This is a genomic window from Streptomyces sp. NPDC046859 (assembly GCF_040645135.1).
In the GTDB taxonomy this organism is placed as follows: Bacteria; Actinomycetota; Actinomycetes; order Streptomycetales; family Streptomycetaceae; genus Streptomyces.
Window position 1 is genome coordinate 46,880 of the sequence record NZ_JBEYXR010000001.1, and the last position, 23,766, is coordinate 70,645.

The 23,766-nt window shown below is 72.7% G+C and carries 20 protein-coding genes and 1 tRNA gene; 11 read left to right on the top strand and 10 right to left on the bottom strand.

Translation table 11 applies throughout. The features are described 5' to 3' along the window. Nucleotides 1–299 precede the first annotated feature (299 nt). The gene (locus tag ABZ899_RS00200; RefSeq protein ID WP_361338513.1) at nucleotides 300–1,529 is read right to left on the bottom strand and encodes an LPXTG cell wall anchor domain-containing protein; all 1,230 of its coding nucleotides are present in this window, start codon (nucleotides 1,527–1,529) and stop codon (nucleotides 300–302) included. 197 nt (nucleotides 1,530–1,726) lie between these two features. Beyond that, nucleotides 1,727–1,801, bottom strand: a tRNA-Cys gene (locus ABZ899_RS00205). 211 nt (nucleotides 1,802–2,012) lie between these two features. On the opposite strand from ABZ899_RS00205, the gene ABZ899_RS00210 reads away from it, so the two are divergent. The 6 genes from ABZ899_RS00210 to ABZ899_RS00235 all read left to right on the top strand — a co-directional run bounded on the left by ABZ899_RS00210 (nucleotide 2,013) and on the right by ABZ899_RS00235 (nucleotide 9,426). Then, the gene (locus ABZ899_RS00210; RefSeq protein ID WP_361338516.1) at nucleotides 2,013–3,467 is read left to right on the top strand and encodes an MFS transporter; all 1,455 of its coding nucleotides are present in this window, start codon (nucleotides 2,013–2,015) and stop codon (nucleotides 3,465–3,467) included. A 176-nt stretch (nucleotides 3,468–3,643) separates the two neighbouring features. Then, nucleotides 3,644–5,434: a DEAD/DEAH box helicase gene (locus ABZ899_RS00215; RefSeq protein ID WP_361338519.1), complete on the top strand. Its 1,791-nt coding sequence runs from the start codon at nucleotides 3,644–3,646 to the stop codon at nucleotides 5,432–5,434. Between the two features lie 346 nt (nucleotides 5,435–5,780). Beyond that, nucleotides 5,781–6,422, top strand: coding sequence for a helix-turn-helix domain-containing protein (locus ABZ899_RS00220; protein WP_361338522.1), 642 nt, complete (start codon nucleotides 5,781–5,783; stop codon nucleotides 6,420–6,422). 64 nt (nucleotides 6,423–6,486) lie between these two features. Then, entirely contained in the window at nucleotides 6,487–7,257 is a 771-nt protein-coding gene (locus ABZ899_RS00225) for a chorismate synthase (RefSeq protein ID WP_361338525.1), read from the top strand. After that, a complete protein-coding gene (menC, locus tag ABZ899_RS00230; protein WP_361338528.1) occupies nucleotides 7,254–8,363 on the top strand; it encodes an o-succinylbenzoate synthase in 1,110 nt (369 codons plus the stop codon). Before ABZ899_RS00225 ends, menC begins: the two co-directional genes overlap by 4 nt. Nucleotides 8,364–8,634: 271 nt before the next feature. Beyond that, nucleotides 8,635–9,426 (top strand): S16 family serine protease, encoded by a 792-nt coding sequence (locus ABZ899_RS00235; RefSeq protein WP_361338531.1) that lies wholly within the window; start codon nucleotides 8,635–8,637, stop codon nucleotides 9,424–9,426. A 10-nt stretch (nucleotides 9,427–9,436) separates the two neighbouring features. On the opposite strand, the gene ABZ899_RS00240 is transcribed toward ABZ899_RS00235, so the two are convergent. From ABZ899_RS00240 to ABZ899_RS00260, 5 genes are read right to left on the bottom strand one after another with little or no spacing between them, the layout of a single operon-like run. After that, on the bottom strand, nucleotides 9,437–10,357 hold the full coding sequence (locus ABZ899_RS00240) for a glycine betaine ABC transporter substrate-binding protein (RefSeq protein WP_361339503.1): 921 nt from the start codon (nucleotides 10,355–10,357) through the stop codon (nucleotides 9,437–9,439). 35 nt (nucleotides 10,358–10,392) lie between these two features. Further along, nucleotides 10,393–11,223, bottom strand: a complete 831-nt coding sequence (locus tag ABZ899_RS00245) for an ABC transporter permease (protein ID WP_361338533.1) — start codon at nucleotides 11,221–11,223, stop codon at nucleotides 10,393–10,395. Next, nucleotides 11,220–12,458: a betaine/proline/choline family ABC transporter ATP-binding protein gene (locus ABZ899_RS00250; protein WP_361338536.1), complete on the bottom strand. Its 1,239-nt coding sequence runs from the start codon at nucleotides 12,456–12,458 to the stop codon at nucleotides 11,220–11,222. Before ABZ899_RS00250 ends, ABZ899_RS00245 begins: the two co-directional genes overlap by 4 nt. Next, nucleotides 12,451–13,098, bottom strand: a complete 648-nt coding sequence (locus tag ABZ899_RS00255; protein WP_361338539.1) for an ABC transporter permease — start codon at nucleotides 13,096–13,098, stop codon at nucleotides 12,451–12,453. Before ABZ899_RS00255 ends, ABZ899_RS00250 begins: the two co-directional genes overlap by 8 nt. 28 nt (nucleotides 13,099–13,126) lie before the next feature. Further along, nucleotides 13,127–13,606 carry an Lrp/AsnC family transcriptional regulator gene (locus ABZ899_RS00260; protein ID WP_361338542.1) on the bottom strand — a complete coding sequence of 160 codons (480 nt, stop codon included), beginning with the start codon at nucleotides 13,604–13,606 and terminating at the stop codon, nucleotides 13,127–13,129. Between the two features lie 125 nt (nucleotides 13,607–13,731). Here ABZ899_RS00260 and hppD point away from each other — a divergent pair, with 125 nt between their 5' ends. Beyond that, nucleotides 13,732–14,877 carry a 4-hydroxyphenylpyruvate dioxygenase gene (gene hppD, locus ABZ899_RS00265; RefSeq protein WP_361338544.1) on the top strand — a complete coding sequence of 382 codons (1,146 nt, stop codon included), beginning with the start codon at nucleotides 13,732–13,734 and terminating at the stop codon, nucleotides 14,875–14,877. Between the two features lie 22 nt (nucleotides 14,878–14,899). Here hppD and ABZ899_RS00270 read toward each other — a convergent pair whose 3' ends face one another. After that, nucleotides 14,900–16,336: a tetratricopeptide repeat protein gene (locus ABZ899_RS00270; RefSeq protein WP_361339506.1), complete on the bottom strand. Its 1,437-nt coding sequence runs from the start codon at nucleotides 16,334–16,336 to the stop codon at nucleotides 14,900–14,902. 102 nt (nucleotides 16,337–16,438) lie between these two features. Here ABZ899_RS00270 and ABZ899_RS00275 point away from each other — a divergent pair, with 102 nt between their 5' ends. Next, on the top strand, nucleotides 16,439–17,845 hold the full coding sequence (locus ABZ899_RS00275; RefSeq protein ID WP_361338547.1) for an FAD-linked oxidase C-terminal domain-containing protein: 1,407 nt from the start codon (nucleotides 16,439–16,441) through the stop codon (nucleotides 17,843–17,845). Nucleotides 17,846–17,864: 19 nt separating this feature from the next. Here ABZ899_RS00275 and ABZ899_RS00280 read toward each other — a convergent pair whose 3' ends face one another. After that, entirely contained in the window at nucleotides 17,865–18,278 is a 414-nt protein-coding gene (locus tag ABZ899_RS00280; protein ID WP_361338550.1) for an SsgA family sporulation/cell division regulator, read from the bottom strand. Between the two features lie 261 nt (nucleotides 18,279–18,539). Between ABZ899_RS00280 and ABZ899_RS00285 the strand changes: the two genes are divergently transcribed. Together ABZ899_RS00285 and ABZ899_RS00290 are read left to right on the top strand one after the other, a co-directional pair. Then, on the top strand, nucleotides 18,540–19,952 hold the full coding sequence (locus ABZ899_RS00285) for an RDD family protein (protein WP_361338552.1): 1,413 nt from the start codon (nucleotides 18,540–18,542) through the stop codon (nucleotides 19,950–19,952). Between the two features lie 89 nt (nucleotides 19,953–20,041). After that, a complete protein-coding gene (locus ABZ899_RS00290; protein WP_361338555.1) occupies nucleotides 20,042–20,764 on the top strand; it encodes an RDD family protein in 723 nt (240 codons plus the stop codon). A gap of 7 nt (nucleotides 20,765–20,771) precedes the next feature. On the opposite strand, the gene ABZ899_RS00295 is transcribed toward ABZ899_RS00290, so the two are convergent. Next, nucleotides 20,772–21,029: a hypothetical protein gene (locus ABZ899_RS00295; protein ID WP_361338558.1), complete on the bottom strand. Its 258-nt coding sequence runs from the start codon at nucleotides 21,027–21,029 to the stop codon at nucleotides 20,772–20,774. Nucleotides 21,030–21,416: 387 nt separating this feature from the next. Between ABZ899_RS00295 and ABZ899_RS00300 the strand changes: the two genes are divergently transcribed. Further along, on the top strand, nucleotides 21,417–23,762 hold the full coding sequence (locus ABZ899_RS00300; RefSeq protein ID WP_361338561.1) for an immune inhibitor A domain-containing protein: 2,346 nt from the start codon (nucleotides 21,417–21,419) through the stop codon (nucleotides 23,760–23,762). The last annotated feature ends 4 nt before the right edge of the window (nucleotides 23,763–23,766 follow it).

Consider the following 23,766-nt stretch of genomic DNA (forward strand, 5'->3'; position numbering starts at 1 on the left):
GATCCGGCGCCGGGTGCCCCCAGGGACGAGCTGCCCCCGGGACGAGCCGCCCCAGGGACGAGCCGCCCCGGGAGCGGATGCCCGTCGTCCGTCAGCCGGCCTCGGTCCCCCGGCGGTGCGACGCCGGGCGCACGGGGCAGCAAGATGCCCCCGAGTCGACGAGGCCGTCTGCGTGCCGGAGCCTCGCGCCCGCCGACTCGGCGCCGGTGCTCCCAGGGACGAGCTGCCCCGGGGACGAGCTGCCCCGGGGACGAGCTGCCCCGGGACGAGCCGCTCCGGGAGCGGATGCCCGTCGTCCGTCAGCCGGTCTCGGTTCCCGTGGCGCGACGCCGGCGCACGGCCAGGAGGAGTCCGGCGCCCAGGGCCGCCGCGGCGGCAGCGGCGCCCGCGATCAGCGGGGTGCCGTCCGAGCCGGTGCTCGCCAGGTTCCCGTCCACCGTGCCGGTGCCGGTGCCGGAGCCGCCCGTCGAGGAACCGCCGGTGCCTCCGGAGCCACCGGTGGTCTGACCGGACGGGTCGTTGCCGCCGGAGGAGCCGTTGCCCCCCGTGCCGCCACCGCCGGAGGACCCCGCGGAGGGCGTCGGTTCGGGCTCGTAGTCGGTCGGGATGGCGACGCGGATGACGTCCTTGTCGTTGGCGGGGTTCTTGTCGAAGGCGGGGTGGATGTCGTACACCGACGTCGCCTTCACCTCACCCGTCGTCGTCCTGGTGTCCTCGCCGATCTCCAGCATGAACGTGAACAGCGCCTCCTCGCCGACGTCGAGCGTGTTGTCGGCCGGCGTGCAGACGTACGTCGACTTGCCCGGTGTGCCGCCCGGCCCGGTCGGGCCGTCGACGCCGAACGGCGCGCACGTCTTCGGCACCATGGAGGCGGTGGTGCCCTTGGGGATGCGGACCATCAGCGCCGTCTGGTCGTCGCTCTCCTGGTTCTGGATCCAGCCGGGCCCGTCGTTGCGCAGCCGCACGGTGATCGACTGCCGGTCGCCCGCCAGGGCCTCGGTGTCCTCCCCTACGGCCGCCAGGTCGGCCGAGCTGTCCGCGGTCAGCGTGAGCCGCCGGTGACTGTCGTCGTACCCGTCGCCCGGGGCCTCACCGGTGGCGGAGGTGCCGTACTGGACCGCCTCCATCAGGGCCTCGGGCAGCGCCTTGAACCGCACGGGCGTCTCGATGGAGGCGCCCGGCTCGATGACCTCGTCGATCTCGCACAGCGCCTGGCGGACCCGGTCCTCGACGGTCGTGTAGGTGCAGCCGGGCACCTGCGCCGGGAAGTCCAGCCCACGGGTCAGCCGGACCCGGAAGGTGAGCCCGTCCGCCGCGGCGGTGCCCTTGTTGGTGATGACGACGTTCTCGTCGTACACGTCGCCGGGCTCGGGAGACGTCTCGGGCAGTTCCGAGATCACCAGGTTCGCCTCGCCCTCCTCCGCGTACGCCGAGGGAGCGGCGAGCGCGGGAACGGCGGCGGCGATCACGGCGGCGGCCACCAGGGCGGCCGAGGTGCGAAGGTGCGAGGTGCGGATGCGCTGGCGCACGGATGGGTCTCCTCGGTGGACAGAGAGCACGGCGGCCGAGGCCACGACCCCGACACCAACAGGACCCTCCGTGGCCATGGAGGGTTGTGCTCCTGTTCGGGGAGAGACGGGGGAGGGCTGTGGGGCGAGGAGGAGGAATGGGCGGAAAAGGGGGCGGCACCTCAGTGGTGCCGCCCCTGCGTCGCCCGGTCGGGCTGTGGAGGCCGTGGCGGGAATCGAACCCGCGTAACTCGCTTTGCAGGCGAGTCCCTGAACCACTCGGGCACACGGCCGTTCGCAGGCCCGGTGGGACGGGCCTGGTCGGTGGTTCGACCGTACGGGCGGGGTGGGGCGGGGCTCAAGGGAAGCGTGCGGTCCGCAACGCGACTGCCACACCGCGTTCATGAAGCGGGCGGTCGTAGGACCGTCGTACGACCAAGGTCCGAGGCGGGGAGAGGCCCCCGACAGGGGTCAATGTCAGTCACGGCCCTTACTCTGGCGACCATGACTGCCCTCGAGCCGCGCGACGCCGATGTCGCCAAGACGTCCGCCGTCCCCTCCGCCGTCGCGGCGGAGGAGTCCGTGCTGGGGCGGTCGTACCGGGCCCTGAGCATCGGGATCGTCTCCGTCGTGCTGCTCATCGCCTTCGAGGCGACCGCCGTCGGGACGGCGATGCCGGTCGCGGCCCGCGAGCTGGACGGGGTGTCGCTGTACGCCTTCGCGTTCTCCGGATACTTCACCACCAGCCTGTTCGGCATGGTGCTGTCGGGCCAGTGGTCCGACCGGCGCGGCCCGCTCGCGCCGCTGACCTGCGGCATCGCCGCCTTCGGGGCCGGGCTGCTGCTGTCCGGCACCGCGGGGGCCATGTGGCTGTTCATCCTCGGCCGGGCCGTCCAGGGGCTCGGTGGCGGACTGGTCATCGTCGCCCTGTACGTCGTCGTCGGCCGCGCCTACCCCGAGCGGCTGCGCCCGGCGATCATGGCGGCTTTCGCCGCGAGCTGGGTCGTGCCGTCGATCGTGGGCCCGCTGGCCTCCGGCGCGGTCACCGAGCACCTGGGCTGGCGGTGGGTGTTCGTCGGCATCCCCGTGCTGGTGCTCCTCCCGCTGGGCCTCGCCCTGCCCCAGATACGCCGCCGCGCCGCCGGCCCCGTGCCGGGCGCCGGGGGCAGCGCCTCCTTCGACCGGCGCCGTATCCGGCTCGCCCTCGCGATCTCCTTCGGCGCCGGGCTGCTGCAGTACGCCGCCCAGGACCTGAGGTGGATCTCCCTCGTCCCCGGCGCCCTCGGTGCCGCGCTCCTCGTGCCGGCCGCGCTCGGCCTGCTCCCGCGCGGCACCTACCGCGCGGCGCGGGGTCTGCCGTCCGTGGTGCTGCTGCGCGGCGTGGCCGCCGGGTCCTTCATCGCGGCCGAGTCCTTCGTGCCGCTGATGCTGGTCACCCAGCGGGGCCTGTCGCCGACGCTCGCCGGGTTCTCGCTCGCGGCCGGCGGTGTCACCTGGGCGCTGGGCTCCTGGGTGCAGTCCCGGCCGCGCGTGGAGCCGTACCGGGAACGGCTGACGACCGGCGGGATGGTCCTGGTCGCCGCGGCCGTCGCGGCGGCGCCGAGCGTGCTGATCCACTCCGTGCCCGCCTGGACGCTCGCCGTGGCCTGGGCGTTCGGCTGCTTCGGGATGGGCCTGGTGATCTCCTCCACCAGCGTCCTGCTGCTCAAGCTCTCCGCCCCGGAGGAGGCCGGCACCAACTCCGCCGCCCTCCAGATCTCCGACGCCCTGTCGAACGTCGTCCTGCTGGCGGCGGGCGGCGCCGCCTTCGCCGCGCTGGGCGGGGGCGCGCTGAGCCACGCCCCGGTCGACCCGTCCGGTGCCGGTTCGCACCCGGCGGCTTTCGCGGTGGTGTTCCTGCCGATGGCGGCGGTCGCCCTGGTGGGCGCCTGGGTGACCACCCGGCTCCGGGAGCACTGAGCCCGCCCCGGCGAAGCCCTCCCGCTGTGACGTCAGTCCCACCCGCGGGTGACCCGGCCCGGTCCGCGCCGGGCGGGTGCCGGGCCGCCGGTAGGGTGGCCCGGTTGTCATACGCAGGCCGACCGCCCGCCCCGCGGACCGTGTGCGGCCCTTGAACCGACCCCCGTACGGAGACCGTGACTACCACCGCCGCCTCCTCGCACCACCTTTCCCCCGCCTTCCCCGGACGGGCCCCCTGGGGCACCGCGAGCAAGCTGCGCGCCTGGCAGCAGGGTGCGATGGAGAAGTACGTCCAGGAGCAGCCGCGCGACTTCCTCGCGGTCGCCACGCCCGGCGCCGGAAAGACGACCTTCGCCCTCACCCTCGCCTCCTGGCTGCTGCACCACCACGTCGTGCAGCAGGTCACCGTGGTCGCGCCGACCGAGCACCTGAAGAAGCAGTGGGCGGAGGCGGCGGCGCGCATAGGCATCAAGCTGGACCCCGAGTACAGCGCGGGCCCGCTCGGCAAGGACTACCACGGGGTCGCGGTGACGTACGCGGGCGTCGGCGTGCGCCCCATGCTGCACCGCAACCGCGTCGAGCAGCGCAAGACCCTGGTGATCCTCGACGAGATCCACCACGCCGGTGACTCGAAGTCCTGGGGCGAGGCGTGCCTGGAGGCCTTCGAGCCGGCCACCCGCCGGCTCTGCCTGACCGGTACGCCCTTCCGGTCCGACACCAACCCCATCCCGTTCGTGACGTACGAGGAGGGGGACGACGGCATCCGCCGCTCCGCCGCCGACTACACCTACGGCTACGGCTCCGCGCTCTCCGACGGCGTCGTGCGGCCCGTCCTCTTCCTCTCCTACAGCGGCAACATGCGCTGGCGCACCAAGGCGGGCGACGAGATCGCCGCCCGCCTCGGCGAGCCGATGACCAAGGACGCCGTCTCCCAGGCGTGGCGCACCGCGCTCGATCCGCGCGGCGACTGGATGCCGTCCGTGCTGCGCGCCGCCGACCAGCGGCTGACCGAGGTGCGCAAGGCGATCCCCGACGCGGGGGCCCTCGTCATCGCCTCGGACCAGGACTCCGCCCGCGCCTACGCCAAGCTGATCCGCGAGATCACCGGGCACAAGGCGACCCTCGTGCTGTCCGACGACGCCGGCGCCTCGAAGCGGATCGACGACTTCAGCGGCAGCGACGACCGCTGGATGGTGGCGGTCCGCATGGTGTCCGAGGGCGTCGACGTACCCCGGCTCGCGGTCGGCGTGTACGCCACCACGATCTCCACGCCGCTCTTCTTCGCGCAGGCCGTCGGCCGTTTCGTACGGTCCAGGCGGCGCGGCGAGACGGCCTCCGTCTTCCTGCCGACCGTGCCCGACCTGCTCACCTTCGCCAACGAGATGGAGGTCGAGCGCGACCACGCCCTCGACAAGCCGAAGAAGGAGGGCGAGGAGGACCCGTACGCCGAGTCCGAGAAGGAGATGGAGGAGGCGAACAAGGAGCAGGACGAGGACACCGGCGAGCAGGACACGCTGCCCTTCGAGGCGCTGGAGTCCGACGCCGTCTTCGACCGGGTCCTCTACGACGGCGCCGAGTTCGGCATGCAGGCCCACCCGGGCAGCGAGGAGGAGCAGGACTACCTCGGCATCCCCGGCCTGCTGGAGCCGGACCAGGTGCAGCTGCTGCTGCAGAAGCGGCAGGCCCGGCAGATCGCGCACAGCCGCAAGAAGCCGGACGCCGAGGCCGACCTGCTCGAGCTGCCCGCCGAGCGGCGCCCGGTCGTCTCGCACAAGGAGATGATGGAGCTGCGCAAGAAGCTCAACACCATGGTCTCCGCCTACGTCCACCAGAGCGGCAAGCCGCACGGCGTCATCCACACGGAGCTGCGGCGCGTGTGCGGGGGGCCGCCGAGCGCCGAGGCGACGGCCGGGCAGCTGCGCCAGCGGATCGCCAAGGTGCAGGAGTGGGCCACCCGGATGCGGTGATCCGGCGCGCGCCAGCCGCGTGCCGCGAACTCGCGCGCCTCACAGGGCACCTCACGCCCGTCCCGCATCTCGGTGCGCCGTCCATATACGGGCGAACCCGTGCGGTCCGTACCAGCGCATGCCCGGATTCTGGACGGAGCCTTCCGCTCAGCGAACCGGCTTCGCTAATGTCCGCCTACGCACACGCCCCGTGGCAGCGCAGCCGCGGAGCGCAGCCGTGAAGCGACGCGGTCCGGAAGGCCGGACCGCCGGCCGATCGGCGGCCTCTGAAGCGCGTGACCGACGGGACTCGGTGACGCATCCGCCGCGACGAGGCCGTCGACCTCACCACTAAGGAGTGGGCGTCGTGACCGCGGAGACCTCTCAGACGCTCGACAGGGGACTGCGCGTCCTCAAGCTGCTGGCCGATACGGACCACGGACTGACCGTCACCGAGCTTTCCAACAAACTGGGCGTGAACCGGACCGTCGTGTACCGGCTGCTCGCCACGCTCGAACAGCACGCCCTCGTACGCCGCGACCTCGGTGGCCGCGCCCGCGTCGGGCTCGGCGTGCTGCGGCTCGGCCGCCAGGTGCATCCGCTGGTGCGCGAGGCCGCGCTGCCCGCGCTGCGCTCCCTGGCCGAGGACATAGGCGCGACGGCCCATCTGACGCTCGTGGACGGCTCCGAGGCGCTGGCCGTCGCCGTGGTGGAGCCGACCTGGACCGACTACCACGTGGCCTACCGGGCGGGTTTCCGGCACCCCCTGGACCGCGGGGCCGCGGGCCGCGCCATCCTCGCCGCCCGGAAGCAGCCCTCCGAGGGCCCCGGGTACACCCTGACCCACGGCGAACTGGAGGCCGGGGCGAGCGGGGCCGCCGCCCCGCTGATCGGCGTCACCGGTGTCGAGGGCAGCGTGGGCGTCGTGATGCTCGCCGACGCCGTACCGGAGCGGGTCGGGCAGCGGGTCGTGGACGCGGCCCGGGAGGTCGCCGAAGCGCTCCGCTGACGCGCCCGCGGACCTGGCGCGCGGCCCCCTAGGCAGCCCCCGCGCCACCTCCGACACTCGTGTCATGACCTCACTGAGCATCCGCACCGTCCACGACCCCGCAGGGTTCGCCGCCGTCGCCGACTACTTCAGTGACGTGTGGAAGACCCCGCGCAGCGCGCCGCCGCTGCTGCCCGAGACGCTGAACAGCCTCGCCCACGCGGGCGGTGCGGTGCACGCCGCGCACGACGGGGAGCGGGTCGTCGGCGGCTGTGTCGCCGTGTTCGGGCCGCCGGCGGCCAGAGAGACGTACTCGCTGCTCGCGGCCGCCGAGCGGGGGCTCGGGCCGCGGCTCAAGGAGGCTCAGCGGGTGTGGGCGGTGGGGCTCGGGGCGCGCACCATGCGCTGGACCTTCGACCCGCTGGTGGGCCGCAACGCCCGCTTCAACTTCGTCAAGCTGGGCGCCGAGGGCACCGGCTACCTCGTCGACTTCTACGGGCCCATGGCCGACGGCGTGAACGACGGCGACGAGAGCGACCGGCTGGAGGTCACCTGGGACCTGACCGGTACGCGGCGGCCGTCCGCCGACGCGACGGCCGTGCGCGAGGCCGCGCCCGTCACCCACCCGGCGCCGGACGGCGGGCCGCTCGCCCGCCGCGACCCCGGGGACCGGTACGTGTGGTGCCGGGTGCCGGACGACGTCGTGGCGTTGCGGGCCACGGACCCCGAACTCGCCCTCGGCTGGCGGCGGGCCGTGCGCGAGGTGTTCACGAAGGCGTTCGCCGAGGGGTTCACGGCGACCGCCATGTCCCGTGACGGCTGGTACACGCTCACCCGACGGGAGGGCCCCCCGTGAAACTGGAGCGCGTCGAACTGGTCCGGGTCGCGATCCCGCTCGTCACCCCGTTCCGCACCTCCTTCGGCACGATGACGACGAAGGACACCTTCCTGCTGCGGGTCGTCACCGACACCGCCGAGGGCTGGTCGGAGTTCGCCGGCGACCCGGAGCCGCTGTACTGCGCGGAGTTCGTGGCCGGGGCCGAGATCGTGCTGCGGGACGTCCTGCTGCCCCGGGCCGCCGCCCTGCCCGCGCTCACCGCCCACGCCCTCGGCCCGGCCCTGAGCGGCGTCAAGGGGCACGAGCTGGCGAAGGCGGCCCTGGAGACGGCGGTCCTCGACGCCGAGCTGCGGTCGTACGGCATGTCCCTGGCCGCGTATCTCGGGGCGGTGCGCGAGCGGGTGCCCGCCGGGGTGTCGGTCGGAATCCGGCCGACCGTCGGGGAGCTGCTGGACGAGGTCGAGGGGTACCTCGCCGAGGGGTACGTGCGGATCAAGCTGAAGATCGAGCCCGGCTGGGACCTGGAGCCGGTCCGCGCGGTGCGGGAGCGCTTCGGGGATGCGATGCCGCTCCAGGTCGACGCCAACGCCGCCTACACGCTCGCGGACGCCGAGCACCTGCGGCGGCTCGACGCGTTCGGGCTGCTGCTGGTCGAGGAGCCCCTCACGGGAGGCGACCTGTACGCCCACGCCCGCCTCCAGCAGCGGCTCGCCACCCCCGTCTGCCTGGACGAGTCGCTGCACAGCGCCCGCGACACCGCGTCCGCGATCGCGCTGGACGCCTGCCGGGCGGTGAACGTGAAACCGGCCCGGGTCGGCGGCTACCTGGAGGCGCGGCGCGTCCACGACGTGGCCCACGCGCACGGGGTGCCGGTGTGGTGCGGCGGCATGCTGGAGACGGGCATCGGCCGCGCGGCCAACCTGGCGCTGGCCGCGCTGCCCGGTTGCACCCTGCCCGGCGACACCTCGGCGTCCGCCCGCTACTTCGCCGAGGACGTCACGGAGCCCTTCGTCCTCGCCGACGGCCACCTGCCGGTGCCACGCGGCCCGGGCATCGGCGTCCGGCCGCTTCCCGAGACCCTGCGGCGCTTCACCACGGCGCGGCGGGACCTGTACCGCGCGTGAGGCCGCCGGGCGGCGGGGCTCCTCGGCGCGGTGCGCGCGGCCCGGACCGGCCGGGGTCCCGAGGACCTGCGGACACCGGCCGGCGAGGAGAGGACGGGCGGACCCCGAGGGGTCGCCGGGCCTTGGCCACCCACGCGCGGCGGCGTCGGGCGCGGGCCTGTACCGCGTGTGAGCCGCCCGGCACTCCGCGATCCGTGCCGCCCCGGCCGCCGCCCGAGAGACGGCCCCGGCCCCGGTCCGGGCCGACACGCCGCCACGTTAGATTTGACCCGTGCTCTCACGCCTCACGCGCCCCCGGGCCCTCGCCGTCTGCGCCCTGCCGGTGGCGGCCCTGCTCGCCACCGCGGCCTTCGCGCCCCTGCCGTTCTCGCTGACGCAGCCCGGTCTGACGGCGAACGTGCTCGGCGACAACCGGGGCGAGCCGGTCATCACGATCTCCGGTGCGCCGACCCGGGACACCAGCGGCCAGCTGCGCATGACGACGATCGAGGCCACGTCGCCCGACACCACGGTGCGGCTCGGCGACGTGATCGACGCCTGGTTCAGCACCGACCAGGCGGTCATGCCGCGCGACTCGGTCTATCCCAGCGGCCGGAGCACGCGGGAGATCGAGCGGTTCAACACCCGGCAGATGAAGGAGTCCCAGAACGACGCCACCGAGGCCGCCCTGAACTACCTCGACCTCGACGGCAAGGACGTCAAGGTCACCCTGAAGCTCGCGGACGTCGGCGGCCCGAGTGCCGGTCTGCTCTTCTCGCTCGGCATCGTCGACAAGATCGAGGGCGACGGCGGCGGCGGCGACCTCACGGGCGGCCGCACCATCGCCGGCACCGGCACCATCGACCCCGCCGGCAAGGTCGGCGCGGTCGGCGGGGTCGCCCTGAAGACGCAGGCCGCCCGGCGGGACGGCGCGACGGTGTTCCTGGTGCCGAAGGACGAGTGCGGCGACGCGAAGGCGGAACTCCCCGAAGGGCTGCGCCTGGTCCCGGTGACCACCCTGAAGGGCGCGATCGGCGCCCTCGACGCGCTCACGTCAGGCAAGGGCACGGTCCCGGCCTGCTGAGGCCGGGCGGTCACTTCACGAAGCCCTCCTGCTTCAACCAGTCCAGCGCGACCTGGTGGGGGTCCTCCCCGTCCACGTCCACCTTCGCGTTCAGTTCCTGCGCCACCGCGTTGTCCAGCTTCTTCGTGATCGGGTCCAGGACGTCGGGGATGGCCGGCCACTTCCGCAGGGTCTTGGTGTTGACCATCGGGGCGGCGTTGTAGTTCGGGAAGAAGTGCTTGTCGTCGTCCATCACCACCAGGTTCATGGACTTGATCCGGCCGTCGGTGGTGAAGACCTCGCCGTAGGTGCAACTGCCCTTCGCCGTCTGGGTGTAGATGATCCCGGTGTCCATCTGCGTGATGTTCCGCGGCGGCACGTCCATGCCGTACGTCTTCTCCATGCCCCGCAGCCCGTCGGCCCGGTTGGCGAACTCGACCTCGACGCACAGCGTCACCGCGGACGGGTCGGACTTCGACAGGGCGGCCACCTCGGAGAGGTCGTCCGTGCGGTACCTGCGGTGGTTGGCCTGGTTCGTGGCCAGCGCGTAGGTGTTGTCCAGCCGGGACGGCGGCAGCCAGGTCACCCCGTTGCCCGCGTCCTCCTTCTTCACCGCCTCCCACTGCTCCCGCGGGTCGCTGATCGGATCGCTGTGCCCGAGATACGTGATCCAGGCGGTGCCCGTGTACTCGTACCCGGCGTCCGCCTCTCCCTTGACCACGGCCTCCCGGCTGCCGATGGAGCCCTGGATGCCGGTGCGGTCCACCACCTCGGCACCGGCCGCCTCGAAGGCGATGCCCATCATCGCGCCGAGGATCAGCTGCTCGGTGAACGACTTCGACGTGACCGTCAGCTTGGCGCCTTCGAGGGGGTCGCCCCGCCCGATCGTGCCGGGCTCCACGTCGTCGACCATGGGGCTGCCGCTGGTCAGCCCGCAGGCCGCCGCCGTCATCAGCAGTCCCGCCGCCAGCAGGACGGCCGGCCGCCTCACAGGTCCAGCCCCCTCGGCCGCAGCAGCACCTCGGCCAGCGACGCCAGCCAGTCCACCAGCAGCGCCAGCGACACGGTGAGGATCGAGCCCAGCACCAGCACCGGCATCCGCTGGTTGGTGATGCCGGCCGTGATCAGCACGCCCAGCCCGCCGCCCCCGCCGAACACCGCGAGGGTCGCCGTACCCACGTTGAGGACGAGGGCCGTGCGCACACCCGCCAGGATCAGCGGCACCGCCAGCGGCAGCTCGACCCGCGTCAGCACGCCCGCCGGGGACATCCCGATGCCGCGGGCCGCCTCCAGCAGCGTCGGGTCGTTCGCCTCGAGACCGGCGATCGTGTTGGACAGCACGGGCAGGACGGCGTAGACGATGATGCCGATCAGCGCCGCCCGGCGGCCGATGCCCAGCCAGATCACCAGCAGGGCGAGCAGCCCGATCGCCGGGGTCGCCTGGCCCATGTTGGCGAACGCCAGCGCCACCGGTGTGGCCTTGCTGAAGGCCCGCCGGGTCAGCAGGATGCCCAGCGGGATCGCGATGATCAGCACGAAGAACGTGGAGATCACGGTCAGTTCGATGTGCTCCCACAGGGCCTGCGAGACCTGGCCGTCGGAGAGCGCGTTCTCGGAGATCGGGTCGAGGTCGGCCTGCCGGAACCACAGCCAGGTCGCGAGGAGCAGCAGCACCAGCATCGTCGGCACGACGGTGAGCTTCTGCCAGCTCAGCTTGCGCGGCGGCCGCTTCGGGGGCGGGGGAGGGGGCGCCTCCTCGTCCTCGGGAGCGAGGTGTTCCTCCCCCGTCGCCGCGCCCGGCGCCTGGGACGTGCTCACGACTCCCGCCCTTCCGTGCCGCCCTCCTGCTCGGCGCGGGTGAGCCCGCTGCGCTGGTCCTCCAGCTCGTGCTGGGCCTCCAGCGCCTCCAGCCGGTCGGCCTCCAGCAGTTCGTGCACGGAGTTCATCAGCGTCTCCATGTCGACGACGCCCTCGTACTCGCCGCGCCGCCCGGTCACCGCCACCCGTCCGGTGTTGTCGGTGAGGACGGCCTCCAGGGCGTCCCGCAGGGTGGCGTCCCGGGTCACGGTGTCGCTGACCGGCGTCCCGGCCCGGGCCAGTGAACCGCGGGCGCGCATCAGGTCGCCGCGCCGCAGCCACTTGTAGGGGCGGCGCCGCTTGTCGAGCAGCAGGATCTCGTTGGTGCCGCTGGAGCGCAGCCGGTTGAAGATCTCCTGGAGCGGGTCGTCGATGGTCACCGTCGGGTAGTCGGTGATCTCCACGTCCCGCACCCGGGTCAGGTTGAGCCGCTTCAGCGCCGCGCCCGCGCCGACGAACCCGGACACGAAGTCGTCGGCCGGGTTGGTGAGGATCGCCTCCGGGGTGTCGAACTGGGCGATGTGCGAGCGTTCGCGCAGCACCGCGATCCGGTCGCCGATCTTGATGGCCTCGTCGAAGTCGTGCGTGACGAACACGATCGTCTTGTGCAGTTCCTGCTGGAGCCGGATCAGCTCGTCCTGGAGGTGGTCCCGGGTGATCGGGTCGACCGCGCCGAACGGCTCGTCCATCAGCAGCACGGGCGGGTCGGCGGCCAGCGCCCGCGCCACGCCGACCCGCTGCTGCTGCCCGCCGGAGAGCCGGCGGGGGTAGCGGCCGTGGAACTCGCCGGGGTCCAGTCCCACCAGGTCGAGCAGCTCCTCCACGCGGGAGGCGATCCGGGCCTTGGACCAGCCGATCATCCTCGGCACCAGGCCGATGTTCTGGGCGACCGTCATGTGCGGGAACAGCCCGGCCGACTGGATGGCGTAGCCGAGGCGGCGGCGCAGCTTCACCGGGTCCATGTCGGTGACGTCCTCGCCGTCGATGCGGATGCGGCCGCTGGTCGGCTCGATCAGCCGATTGATCATCTTCAGGGTCGTGGACTTGCCGCACCCGGAGGGGCCGACGAAGACCACCACCTCGCCCGCCTTGATCTCCATGTTCACGTTGTCGACGGCGGGCTGCGGGCTGCCGGGGTAGCGCTTGGTCAGGTTCTCCAGCTCGATGGAGGCACCGTGGTGGTCGCTCTCAGACACGGATCCCCCTGGGAATGGTCAGCCGTCCGAGGACGACGTAGGCGGCGTCGAACAGCAGCGCGAGGATGATGATCCCGACGGTGCCCGCGAGCACCTGGTTGAGCGCGTTGGCGCTGCCCAGCGAGGCCAGCCCGCGGAAGATCACGTTGCCGAGGCCGGGACCCGACGCGTACGCGGCGATCGCGGCGATGCCCATCAGCATCTGGGTGGCGACCCGGATGCCGGTCAGGATCGGCGGCCAGGCCAGCGGCAGCTCCACCCGCAGCAGTTGCGCGAGCCGGGACATCCCGATCCCGCGGGCGGCGTCCACCAGGGACGGGTCGACGCCGCGCAGCCCGACGACGCAGTTGCGCACGACCGGCAGCAGCCCGTACAGCGTCAGGGCGATCACCGTCGGCGCCACGCCCAGCCCCACGATCGGGATGAGCAGGCCGATCATGGCGAGGGACGGGATGGTCAGGATGCCCGAGGTGGTCAGCGTGGCCAGGTTCCCGGCCCACTCGCTGCGGTACGTCAGCACCCCGATCAGCACCCCGATGAGGGTCGCCACCACCATGCACTGCAGGACCGCGCCGGCGTGCTGCAGGGCGTCGGCGAACAGCTGCTGGTGGCGGTTGCCCAGGTACTCCCAGAAGCTCACGAGGACTCACCCCCAGCTGATCGCGCCGCTAACTGCTCTCCCGGTCCTGCGCCGCCTGTTCCACCAGCGGGATGACCCGCAGCGGGACGGGGTTCTCCATGACGATCGCGGTGGAGGCCCGGACGATCCCATCGAAACCGACGACCCGGTCGATCACACGTTGGAGATCGGCGTTGGAACGCGCCACCAGCCGGCACAGCATGTCCCCGGTGCCGGTGGTGGTGTGCAGCTCCAGCACCTCCGGCACGGACGCCAAGTGCGCCCGTACGTCGGCTCCTTGGCCCTGCCGGATCTGCAGCGTGGCGAACGCCGTGACCGGGTAGCCGAGGGCCGCAGGATCGACCTCGGGCCCGAAGCCGCGGATGACTCCGTTCGACTGAAGACGGTCCAGCCGCGCCTGCGCGGTGCCGCGGGCCACCCCCAGCCGCCGGGACATCTCCAGCACCCCGATCCGCGGCTCGCGCGCCAGCAGCGCGATGATCCGCCCGTCCAGCCGGTCGATCGCCATACGGCCCCCTTCCGGGGTGGTCATCCTGTACAGAAAGTCCGCCGGTACAGCCCAGGCGCTATGCAGACTGCCCAGCGAAGAACGAAACTATTGCGCACCTTGCCGTGCCGGGTGAGGCTGCGCCTATGACGCAGACCACACACCACACTCCCGACACCGCACGGCAGGCCGACCCCTTCCCGGTCAAGGGAATGGACGCGGTCGTCTTCGCCGTGGGCAACGCCAAGCAGGCGGCGCACTACTACTCCACCGCCTTCGGCATGCGCCTGGTCGCCTACTCCGGACCGGAGAACGGCAGCCGCGAGACCGCCTCCTACGTGCTGGAGAGCGGCTCGGCCCGCTTCGTCCTCACCTCCGTGATCAAGCGGTCCACCGAGTGGGGCGCCTTCCTCGAGGACCATGTGGCCGCGCACGGCGACGGCGTGTACGACCTCGCCATCGAGGTGCCGGACGCCCGCGCCGCGTACGCCTACGCGATCGAGCACGGCGCCACGTCCGTCGCCGAGCCGTACGAGCTGAAGGACGAGCACGGCACCGTCGTGCTGGCCGCCATCGCCACCTACGGCAAGACCCGCCACACGCTCGTCGAGCGCGGCGGCTACGACGGCCCGTACCTGCCCGGCTACGTCACCGTCGACCCGATGGTCGAGCCGCCGGCCAAGCGCTCCTTCCAGGCCGTCGACCACTGCGTCGGTAACGTCGAGCTCGGCCGGATGAACGAGTGGGTCGAGTTCTACAACAAGGTCATGGGCTTCACGAACATGAAGGAGTTCGTGGGCGACGACATCGCGACCGAGTACAGCGCGCTGATGTCGAAGGTCGTGGCCGACGGCACGCTCAAGGTCAAGTTCCCGATCAACGAGCCCGCCATCGCCAAGAAGAAGTCCCAGATCGACGAGTACCTGGAGTTCTACGGCGGCGCCGGGGTCCAGCACATCGCGCTGAACACCAACGACATCGTCCACACCGTCCGCCAGATGCGCGCGGCCGGCGTGCAGTTCCTGGACACCCCGGACTCGTACTACGACACCCTCGGCGAGTGGGCGGGCGAGACCCGCGTGCCCGTCGAGACCCTGCGCGAGCTGAAGATCCTCGTCGACCGCGATGAGGACGGCTACCTGCTGCAGATCTTCACCAAGCCGGTCCAGGACCGCCCGACCGTCTTCTTCGAGATGATCGAGCGCCACGGCTCCATGGGCTTCGGCAAGGGCAACTTCAAGGCCCTGTTCGAAGCGATCGAGCGCGAGCAGGCCAAGCGCGGCAACCTCTGACGGCCCGGTCCGCCGGGCAGGCTCACTCCCCGGCGGACCAGTCCTCGAAGTCCGGGACGTCCTCCATCGACGGCTCGCCGAGCTCCCGCAGCGCCTCCTCCGCCCTCGGCACCAGCGTCGGCGAGAAACGCGGACTGATCCGCAGCGCCTCCTGGAGATGCCGCCGCGCCGGGCCCTCCCGGCCCAGCTCCCGCTCGATCATCCCCAGGTGATAGCTGTACAGCGCGCTGCGCACCCCGCCTCCCTCGGCCCGGTCCGTGGCCCGCCGGGCGAACGCCAGGGCCTCCTCGTCCTCCCCGGCCCGGTGCAGCGCCCAGCCCAGCGCGTCCGCGACCGCGATCCCCGGCTGGCGCCGCCACTCCGCGCGCAGCCGCCGTACCGCCGACTCCGCGTCCCCGTGGTCCGCCTCGAAACGGCCCAGCACCAGCTCCTCGTCCACCCCGGCCGCCGCGGCCCGCGCCGCCCGCTCGCGCAGCAGGTCGTACTGCACGCGCGCCGCCTGCCCCAGCCCCATCGACTCGTACAGCTCGCCCAGCTCCAGCGCGTACTCCGGCGACGGCTGCCGTGCGAGGGCCGCCCGGTAGGCGGTCAGCGCCTCCGTGGTGCGGCCCAGCGCGGCCAGCGCCCGGCCCTGCCCGGCCAGCGCCGCCCACTGGTCCTTGTCGAGCCGCACCGCCTGCCGGAAGTGCCGCAGGGCCTCGTCCACGTCCCCGCGTTCGAAGGCCAGCTGCCCCGCCCGCTCCAGATAGGCCGCCCGCTCGGCCGGGGCCGTCGCCCCGGCCGCCGCGTCGGACAGCGCCGCCGCCGCGTCCTCGAGCCGCCCCCGGTCCCGGTACACGGCCGCCGCCCGCGCCTGCACCGCCGGGCCCGAGCGCAGCTTCAGCAACCGGTCCAGGGCCCGCCCCGCCGCCTTGTAGTGCCCGAGCCCGGTGTGCGCGTCGATCAGCTGCGGATACGCCGTCCACTGCTTCGGGTCCGCCTTCACCGCGGCCTCCGCCCAGGTCAGCGCCGCCCCGAAGTCCCGCCGGGCGTTCGCCAGCGCCGCCATGCCGCTCAGCGCGTCGGCATTGCGGGAGCGGGCCTCCAGCGAGGCGCGCAGCGCCTTCTCCGCCTTCGGGTAGTACGCCGGTTGCGCGGTCCGCCGGCCCTGCTCGACGTACGCGCCCCCCAGCACGGCCCACGACACGGCGTCCCGGGGATGCGTGCGCACCTGCCGCTCGCGCCGGTCGATCAGCACCGCCAGATCGGGCAGCGCCGCCGGCACCCCCGAGGTCACCGCGGTCAGCGCCCGCGCCCCCGGGGCCGGTGCGGGCGGCCGCGCCGGCCCCGGCCCGGACGGCAGCAGCGCCAGTGCCCCGCCGAGCACGGCGCACCCCGCCACCGACGCGACGAGGACCCGGCGCCGCAGGCGCCGCCGGCCGGTCGCGTCCTGTTCCTGGTCCACGGCCTCGTTCTCCATGGCGTCACTGTGCGCGAAGCGGGGCGCGGACACGACGACCACACCCGCCCGGGCCCAGCTGCCGCGCGTGGGGTTCACACCGATGGCCCCGGGTGTCACGCTGTGATCATGAGCCGTACCGAAGCAGCACCCGACCAGGCCCTGGGTGACCTCACCGAGCGGCTGCTCGCCGGTCTGCCCGCCGAGGCCGTCCTCACCGACACCGACGTCACCACCTCCTACGCGCACGACATGGCCAGCTTCTGCCCGGCCGGCGCCCCCGCCGTCGTCGTCCTCCCGCGCACCGTCGAAGAGGTCCAGCACGTGATGCGCACCGCCACCGCGCTGCGCGTCCCCGTCGTCCCGCAGGGCGCCCGCACGGGCCTGTCGGGCGGCGCCAACGCCTCCGACGGCTGCATCGTGCTGTCCCTGACGAAGATGGACCGCATCCTCGAGATCAACCCGGTCGACCGGATCGCCGTCGTGGAGCCCGGCGTCGTCAACGCGGCGCTCTCCCGCGCGGTGGGCGAGCACGGCCTGTACTACCCGCCGGACCCCTCCAGCTGGGAGATGTGCACCATCGGCGGCAACATCGGCACCGCCTCGGGCGGGCTGTGCTGTGTGAAGTACGGGGTGACGGCCGAGTACGTCCTCGGCCTCGACGTCGTCCTCGCCGACGGACGCCTGATGAGCACCGGCCGGCGCACCGCCAAGGGCGTGGCGGGCTACGACCTGACGCGGCTCTTCGTCGGCTCCGAGGGCTCGCTCGGCATCGTCGTGCGGGCGGTGCTCGCGCTGCGCCCCAAGCCGCCCCAGCAGCTCGTCCTGGCCGCCGAGTTCGCCTCCGCGGCCGCGGCCTGCGACGCGGTGTGCCGGATCATGGCCGGCGGACATGTGCCGTCGCTGCTGGAACTGATGGACCGTACGACGGTCGCGGCGGTCAACTCCATGGCGAAGATGGGGCTGCCGGAGACCACCGAGGCCCTGCTGCTGGCCGCGTTCGACACCCCCGACCCGGCCGCCGACCTCGCCGCCGTCGGCGCGCTGTGCGAGGCGGCCGGCGCCACCCAGGTGGTCCCGGCGGACGACGCCGCCGAGTCCGAACTCCTCCTCCAGGCCCGCCGGCTGTCCCTGACCGCGCTGGAGGCCGTCCGGGGCGTCACCATGATCGACGACGTGTGCGTGCCGCGCTCCCGGCTCGGCGACCTGATCGAGGGCGTGGAGCGGATCGCGGAGAAGCACCGGCTCACCATCGGCGTCGTCGCGCACGCGGGCGACGGCAACACCCACCCCACCGTCTGCTTCGACGCCGCCGACCCCGACGAGTCCCGGCGCGCCCGTGCGTCGTTCGACGAGATCATGGCGCTCGGCCTGGAACTCGGCGGCACGATCACCGGCGAACACGGCGTGGGCGTGCTGAAGAAGGAGTGGATGGCGCGCGAGATCGGCCCCGTCGGGATCGAGATGCAGCGCGGGATCAAGCGGGTCTTCGACCCGCTGGACCTCCTCAACCCCGGCAAGCTGTTCTGACCCGCCCTCCGGGCGCCCGTCACCGCGCGAGCAGCTCGTCGAGCGCGTCGTCGATCCCGAGCTGCTCGGCCTCGCTGCCCGGGGGAACCGCCCGCAGCGTCCGCTCCAGCCACGCCGACACCTGCGCGGCGGGCGCCTCCAGCAGGGCGTCCCCGTCGGGCGAGCTCAGCGCCATCAGCACCACGCTGCGGCCCTCCGACTTCGTCGGCCACACCCGCACGTCCCCGTGCCCGCACTGCCGGAACACCCCCTCGACCAGCAGTTCGCGGGAGAAGGTCCAGTGCACGGGGCGCGTCGAAGTGATGTGGAAGGCGACGTGGACGGCGTACGGGTCGTCGCTGCGGTAGCCCAGCCGGGCCGGGACCGGGACGCTGCGCTCGGGCGACAGGATGAGCCGCAGCTCCAGTTCGCGCTCGACGACGGTGTGAGACATGGCAGGGGTCCTCTCTCGTGACACGTACGGGTTCCCCCGATGGGCCCGTACGAGTGGAGAGGGATGGCCCCGCGCGGCATTACGCGACTCGGGCGTACCTTTTCCCGGCCCGGTCTCCCACCCGGCTTTCGTACCTGTGACGTACGTGCACGAGGTTGCCCGGAAAGGAGCGGGTCCCGTGGGACCGGCGGTGGCGGGTGCGTCCGTCTGATAGATGTGGAGCCCCCGTAGTGACCCACGAGCAGATACCGGACGACGGACATGAGCGCCCCAACCCCGGCCCCCGGTGACGACCGGCCCCGCGAAGGGTATTACCCGGACCCGTCCATTCCTGGATACGTCCGGTACTGGAACGGCGCCTCCTGGGTGCCGGGCACCAGCCGTCCCGCCCCGACCGACGGCGAGCCGCTCGCCCCGCCGCCGGGCGCCCGGCCGGCCGGCGCGCCCGCCCCGGTCGAGGAGACCGGCCCGCACTTCTTCGACGAGGACCCGGTCGCCCCGCCCGCCGCCGGCGAGGCCCAGCACGGCAGCCGCCCCGAACCCGCCTCCGCCTGGGGCGCCGACCGCTCCCGGCAGACCGGGTTCGGCGGCGACCAGGACCGCCGGGTCTCCTGGGGCGGCCAGCGGGAGGGCGCCGACCCGCGCGTCCCGGCGCCCGCCGAGCCGGAGGCGGAGTCCGGCGGCGGCGCCGCGCCCGACACCTTCCTGACGCGCCGGCCGGTGACGGACGGCGGGGGAGCGCGGTCCGCCGCCGCGCCCGACCCCGGCACCATGGCCATCCGCGCGGTGAACCCGCGCGGCGGCGCGCAGGACCCGCCGCCGGCCGTGCGGGGCACCGCGGCCGGCGCCCCGCAGGGCCCCGGCTTCAACGCCGGAAAGGCCGCCGCGGCTCCCTCGCCGGCCCAGGGGGCGGCCGCGGCCCCGCCCGCCGCCCAGCCCCCCGCCCCCGCGCCCCCTTCCGGCCCCCAGCAGGCCGGGCCGGGCATCCCCCAGCAGTCGGGCGGACCGCAGCCCGCGCCCGCGGCCCCCGCCGCGTCCGGTGCTCCGATCGCGCCGGGCCCCGGCGGCGGTCAGTCCTCCTGGGCGCAGCAGGTCCACCGGCTCGCGGAGCCGGGCGCCGACGGCCGGCCGGTCGCCCCGTGGAAGCCGGTGCGGGAGGACCCGTTCGCGGCGGCCGCCCTGCGGCAGGCCGCCGCCCGGCCCGCCGGCCTCGGCAAGCGGCTGGCGGCCCGGCTCGTGGACACCGTGGTGCTCGCCGCCGTCACGGCGGTGGTGGCCGTGCCGCTCGGCACCAAGGCGCTCGACCATGTCAACGACAAGATCGAGGCGGCCAGGCTCTCCGGACGGACCGTCACCGTGTGGCTGCTGGACGGCACCACGTCGGTCTACCTCGGCATCGTCCTGGCCGTGCTGTTGGTGGTCGGCGGGCTCTACGAGGCCCTGCCCACCGCCAAGTGGGGCCGCACGCTGGGCAAGCGGCTGTTCGGCCTGGAGGTGCGCGACATCGAGGCCCACGAGCCGCCGGAGTACGGCGCGGCGGTGCGCCGCTGGCTCGTGTACAGCGTGCCGGGCGTGCTCGTCGTCGGAGTGGTCGGGGTGCTGTGGTGCCTGTTCGACCGGCCCTGGCACCAGTGCCTGCACGACAAGGCGGCGCGTACGTTCGTCGCCGGATGACGGGATCCACCGTCCGGCAAGAATGACTGCGTACTCCGGACGGCCGCGCGCCGGATGCGCGGCCGTGCGGTTCGCGGTCGACTCGGGCCATGAGCAGCGAACCGCCTCCCGGCCCCGGCCGGCAGCCCCCGGACGACGACCCGTTCCGGAAGCAGCCCCCGCCCGGCGGGGGCCCGGACGGGCCGTACGGCGACCAGCCGCCCCAGGGCGGGCAGCCCCCGCCTCCGCCCGGTGGTGAGGGCGGCCCCTACGGCGGGCAGCCGCCCCCGCCTCCGCCCGGCGGCGGTGGCCCCTACGGCGGCGGTCCCTACGGGGGTGACCCGTACGGGGGCGGCGGCGGACCCGCCGACCCGCTGGCCGGGATGCCGCCGCTCGCGGACAGCGGCAAGCGCACGCTGGCCCGGCTCATCGACCTGATCCTGGTGGCGGTCGTCGTCTGGCTGATCACCTGGGGGTTCGGGATCACCGAGTACGACGTGAACACCGACAAGGTGCAGTACGGCAAGTCCTTCGCCCAGTCGCTGGTCGCCGCGGTGCTCTTCGTCGGCTACGACACGGTCATGATCTCCCGGACCGGTCAGACGCTCGGCAAGAAGCTGCTGCACCTGCGGGTCGCCAACCTCGACAACGGGGCCACGCCCTCGGTGCAGACCACGCTGATCCGCTCCCTGGTGCTGTGGATCCCGTTCGCCTTCTGCTGCGCCTGCATCTGGACCGCGATCGCCGGCGGCTGGAGCTTCTTCGACCGGCCCTACAAGCAGGGCCTGCACGACAAGGCGGCGAAGACCGTGGTCGTCAGCACGGACGCGTGAGCGCGGGTCAGGACTTGGTGAGGGCGGGCTCCTCGGTCTTCTCCCGCTCCGCCCCGGCGGCCCGGCCCACCGTCACCACACGGGACCCGCGCGGCACGGGCACCGTCATGGCGACCAGGAGTCCGAGCAGCATCGCGGCGAAGGCGATGACCGCGATCCCGGCGCCCGAACTGGTCTGGGACAGCAGCAGCATGGCGAGCGTCGAGAAGACCACGGTGCACGAGCCGTAGGCGAGCTGTGCGGCAGTCGGACGAGGCATGGTCATCGTGTCCTCGGAATCGGGGGTGCACGGGGGTTTCGGCCTGGCTTTGCGCCGACGTCCGGGCGTTCCGCCATCCGACTCTAACGGCGTCCATGCCCGAGCGGAACGTTCGGTAAGCGTGACCTGACCAACAGTGCCGGTGCACGGGGGGCGCACGGATTCATGGCGTCCACCCTGTGGGCGGCGGCACGCGCCCGCCCTCCGGCCGCCGTTCGGTAAGTGGACAGCGACTCCGCATAATGCAGTTGACCTGTCCAAGTCAAGGTCTGTTTTTTCTGCTTAACCTCTAGTCAAATGACGTCACTTGACTACACGCGTTGATAACGCGCGCGGATCCTACGTTGACCAGGACCCTCCTTCCGCGCGCCCGAACGCGGGGGAGGATCTCAAGTGACCAGTAGACCCTGGACGTTCCGGACGGCGGCGACGGCTGTCGCGCTCGCGACGGCCGCGGCGACGTTCTCGACCTTCGCGGTGGCTCAGGCCGACGAAGGCGCACCGGCCTCGGTGGACCGTCGTGACCCGGCGGACCGCCGGCACGCCGACCACGACCTCGAAGGCCCCCTGAGCAAGACCGTGGCGGCGCAGCGGCAGGAAGCGCTCAACCAGGTCATCTCGGGCAAGACCGAGGTGAAGAGCCGCGACGGCTCGAAGGTCGTCGAGCTCAAGAGCAAGAAGGGCGACAGCAAGTACGTCGAGCTGGGCCGTGAGAAGACCGACAAGATCTTCACGATCCTGGTCGAGTTCGGTGACCAGATCAGCCAGTTCGGCGGCACGCCGGGCCCGCTGCACAACCAGATAGCCAAGCCGGACCCGAAGAAGGACAACTCGACGGCCTGGAAGGCGGACTACAACCGCGAGCACTTCCAGGACCTGTACTTCGGCACCGGCGAGAACACCGAGTCGGTCAAGAAGTACTACGAGAAGCAGTCCTCGGGCCGCTACTCGGTCGACGGCGAGGTCTCCGACTGGGTCAAGGTGCCCTACAACGAGGCCCGTTACGGCAACAACGCCTGCGGCGACACGAACTGCTCCAGCGTCTGGAACGTCGTCAGCGACGGCCTGAACGCCTGGGTCGCGCAGCAGAAGGCGGCCGGCCGCACCGACGCCGAGATCAAGGCCGACGTCGCCCAGTTCGACGAGTGGGACCGCTACGACTTCGACGGCGACGGCGACTTCAACGAGCCGGACGGCTACATCGACCACTTCCAGATCGTCCACGCCGGCGAGGACGAGTCCGCGGGCGGCGGCGTCCAGGGCACGGACGCCATCTGGGCGCACCGCTGGTACGCGTTCGGCACGGACGCCGGCGCCACCGGCCCCGCGCAGAACAAGCTGGGCGGCGCGCAGATCGGCTCCACCGGCATCTGGGTCGGCGACTACACGGTCCAGCCGGAGAACGGCGGCCTCGGCGTCTACGCCCACGAGTACGGCCACGACCTCGGTCTGCCGGACCACTACGACACCCAGGGCGGCGAGAACTCCACCGGGTTCTGGACGCTGATGTCCTCCGGGTCCTGGCTGGGCACCGGCAAGACGGAGATCGGTGACCTGCCCGGCGACATGACCGCCTGGGACAAGCTGCAGCTGGGCTGGCTGAAGTACGACACGGCCAAGGCCGCCACGAACTCGTGGCACAAGCTGGGTGTCGCCGAGTACAACACCAAGCACAAGCAGGCCCTCGTGGTCGAGCTGCCCAAGAAGAAGGTCACCACCGAGATCGTCCAGCCCGCCCAGGGCGAGAACCAGTGGTGGAGCGGCAGCGGCGACAACCTCGCCAACACGCTGACCCGTACGGTCGACCTGACGGGCAAGTCGGCGGCCTCGCTGACGCTCGACGGCTGGTGGGACATCGAGGCCGGCTACGACTACCTCTACACCGAGGTGTCCACCGACGGCGGCGCCAACTGGACGGCCGTCGACGGCACCGCCGACGGCGCGGCCATCGGCAAGGACGCCAGCGGCAAGCCGGCGCTCGACGGCACCTCCGGCGCCTGGAAGAAGCTGGTCTTCCCGCTCGACGCCTACGCGGGCAAGAAGGTCGACCTGCGCTTCCGCTACCAGACGGACGGCGGTGTGGCCCAGAAGGGCTTCGCGGCCGACCGGATCACGGTGACCGCCGACGGTTCGGCGGTGTTCTCGGACGACGCCGAGAGCGCCGACGAGGCCTGGGCGAAGAAGGGCTTCTCGCGCATCGGCGCGTCCATCACGGACGACTACGCCCAGTACTACATCGCCGAGAACCGCCAGTACGTGTCGTACGACAAGACGCTGAAGACGGGCCCGTACAACTTCGGCTTCTCGACGACCCGTCCGGACTGGGTGGAGCACTACGCCTACCAGAACGGCCTGCTCATCTGGAAGTGGGACACCTCCCAGCTGGACAACAACACCAGCCAGCACCCGGGCACCGGTCTGATCCTGCCGATCGACTCGCACCCGACCCAGCTGAAGTGGACGAACGGCACGCTGATGCGCAACCGCATCCAGTCCTACGACTCCCCCTTCAGCACGTTCCGCACGGACGGCGTGACGCTGCACAACGCGGACGTCGCCGCGACGATCCCGTCGCGTCCGGGTGTGGGGGTCTTCAACGACCGCACCAACACCTACTACGACGCGTCGAACCCCTCCGCGGGTGTCAAGATCACTGACACCAACACCAAGATCAAGATCGTCAAGGAGGCCAGGGACGGCTCCACGATCGAGCTCGAAGTGGGCCCCGCGGCGAAGTAAAGAG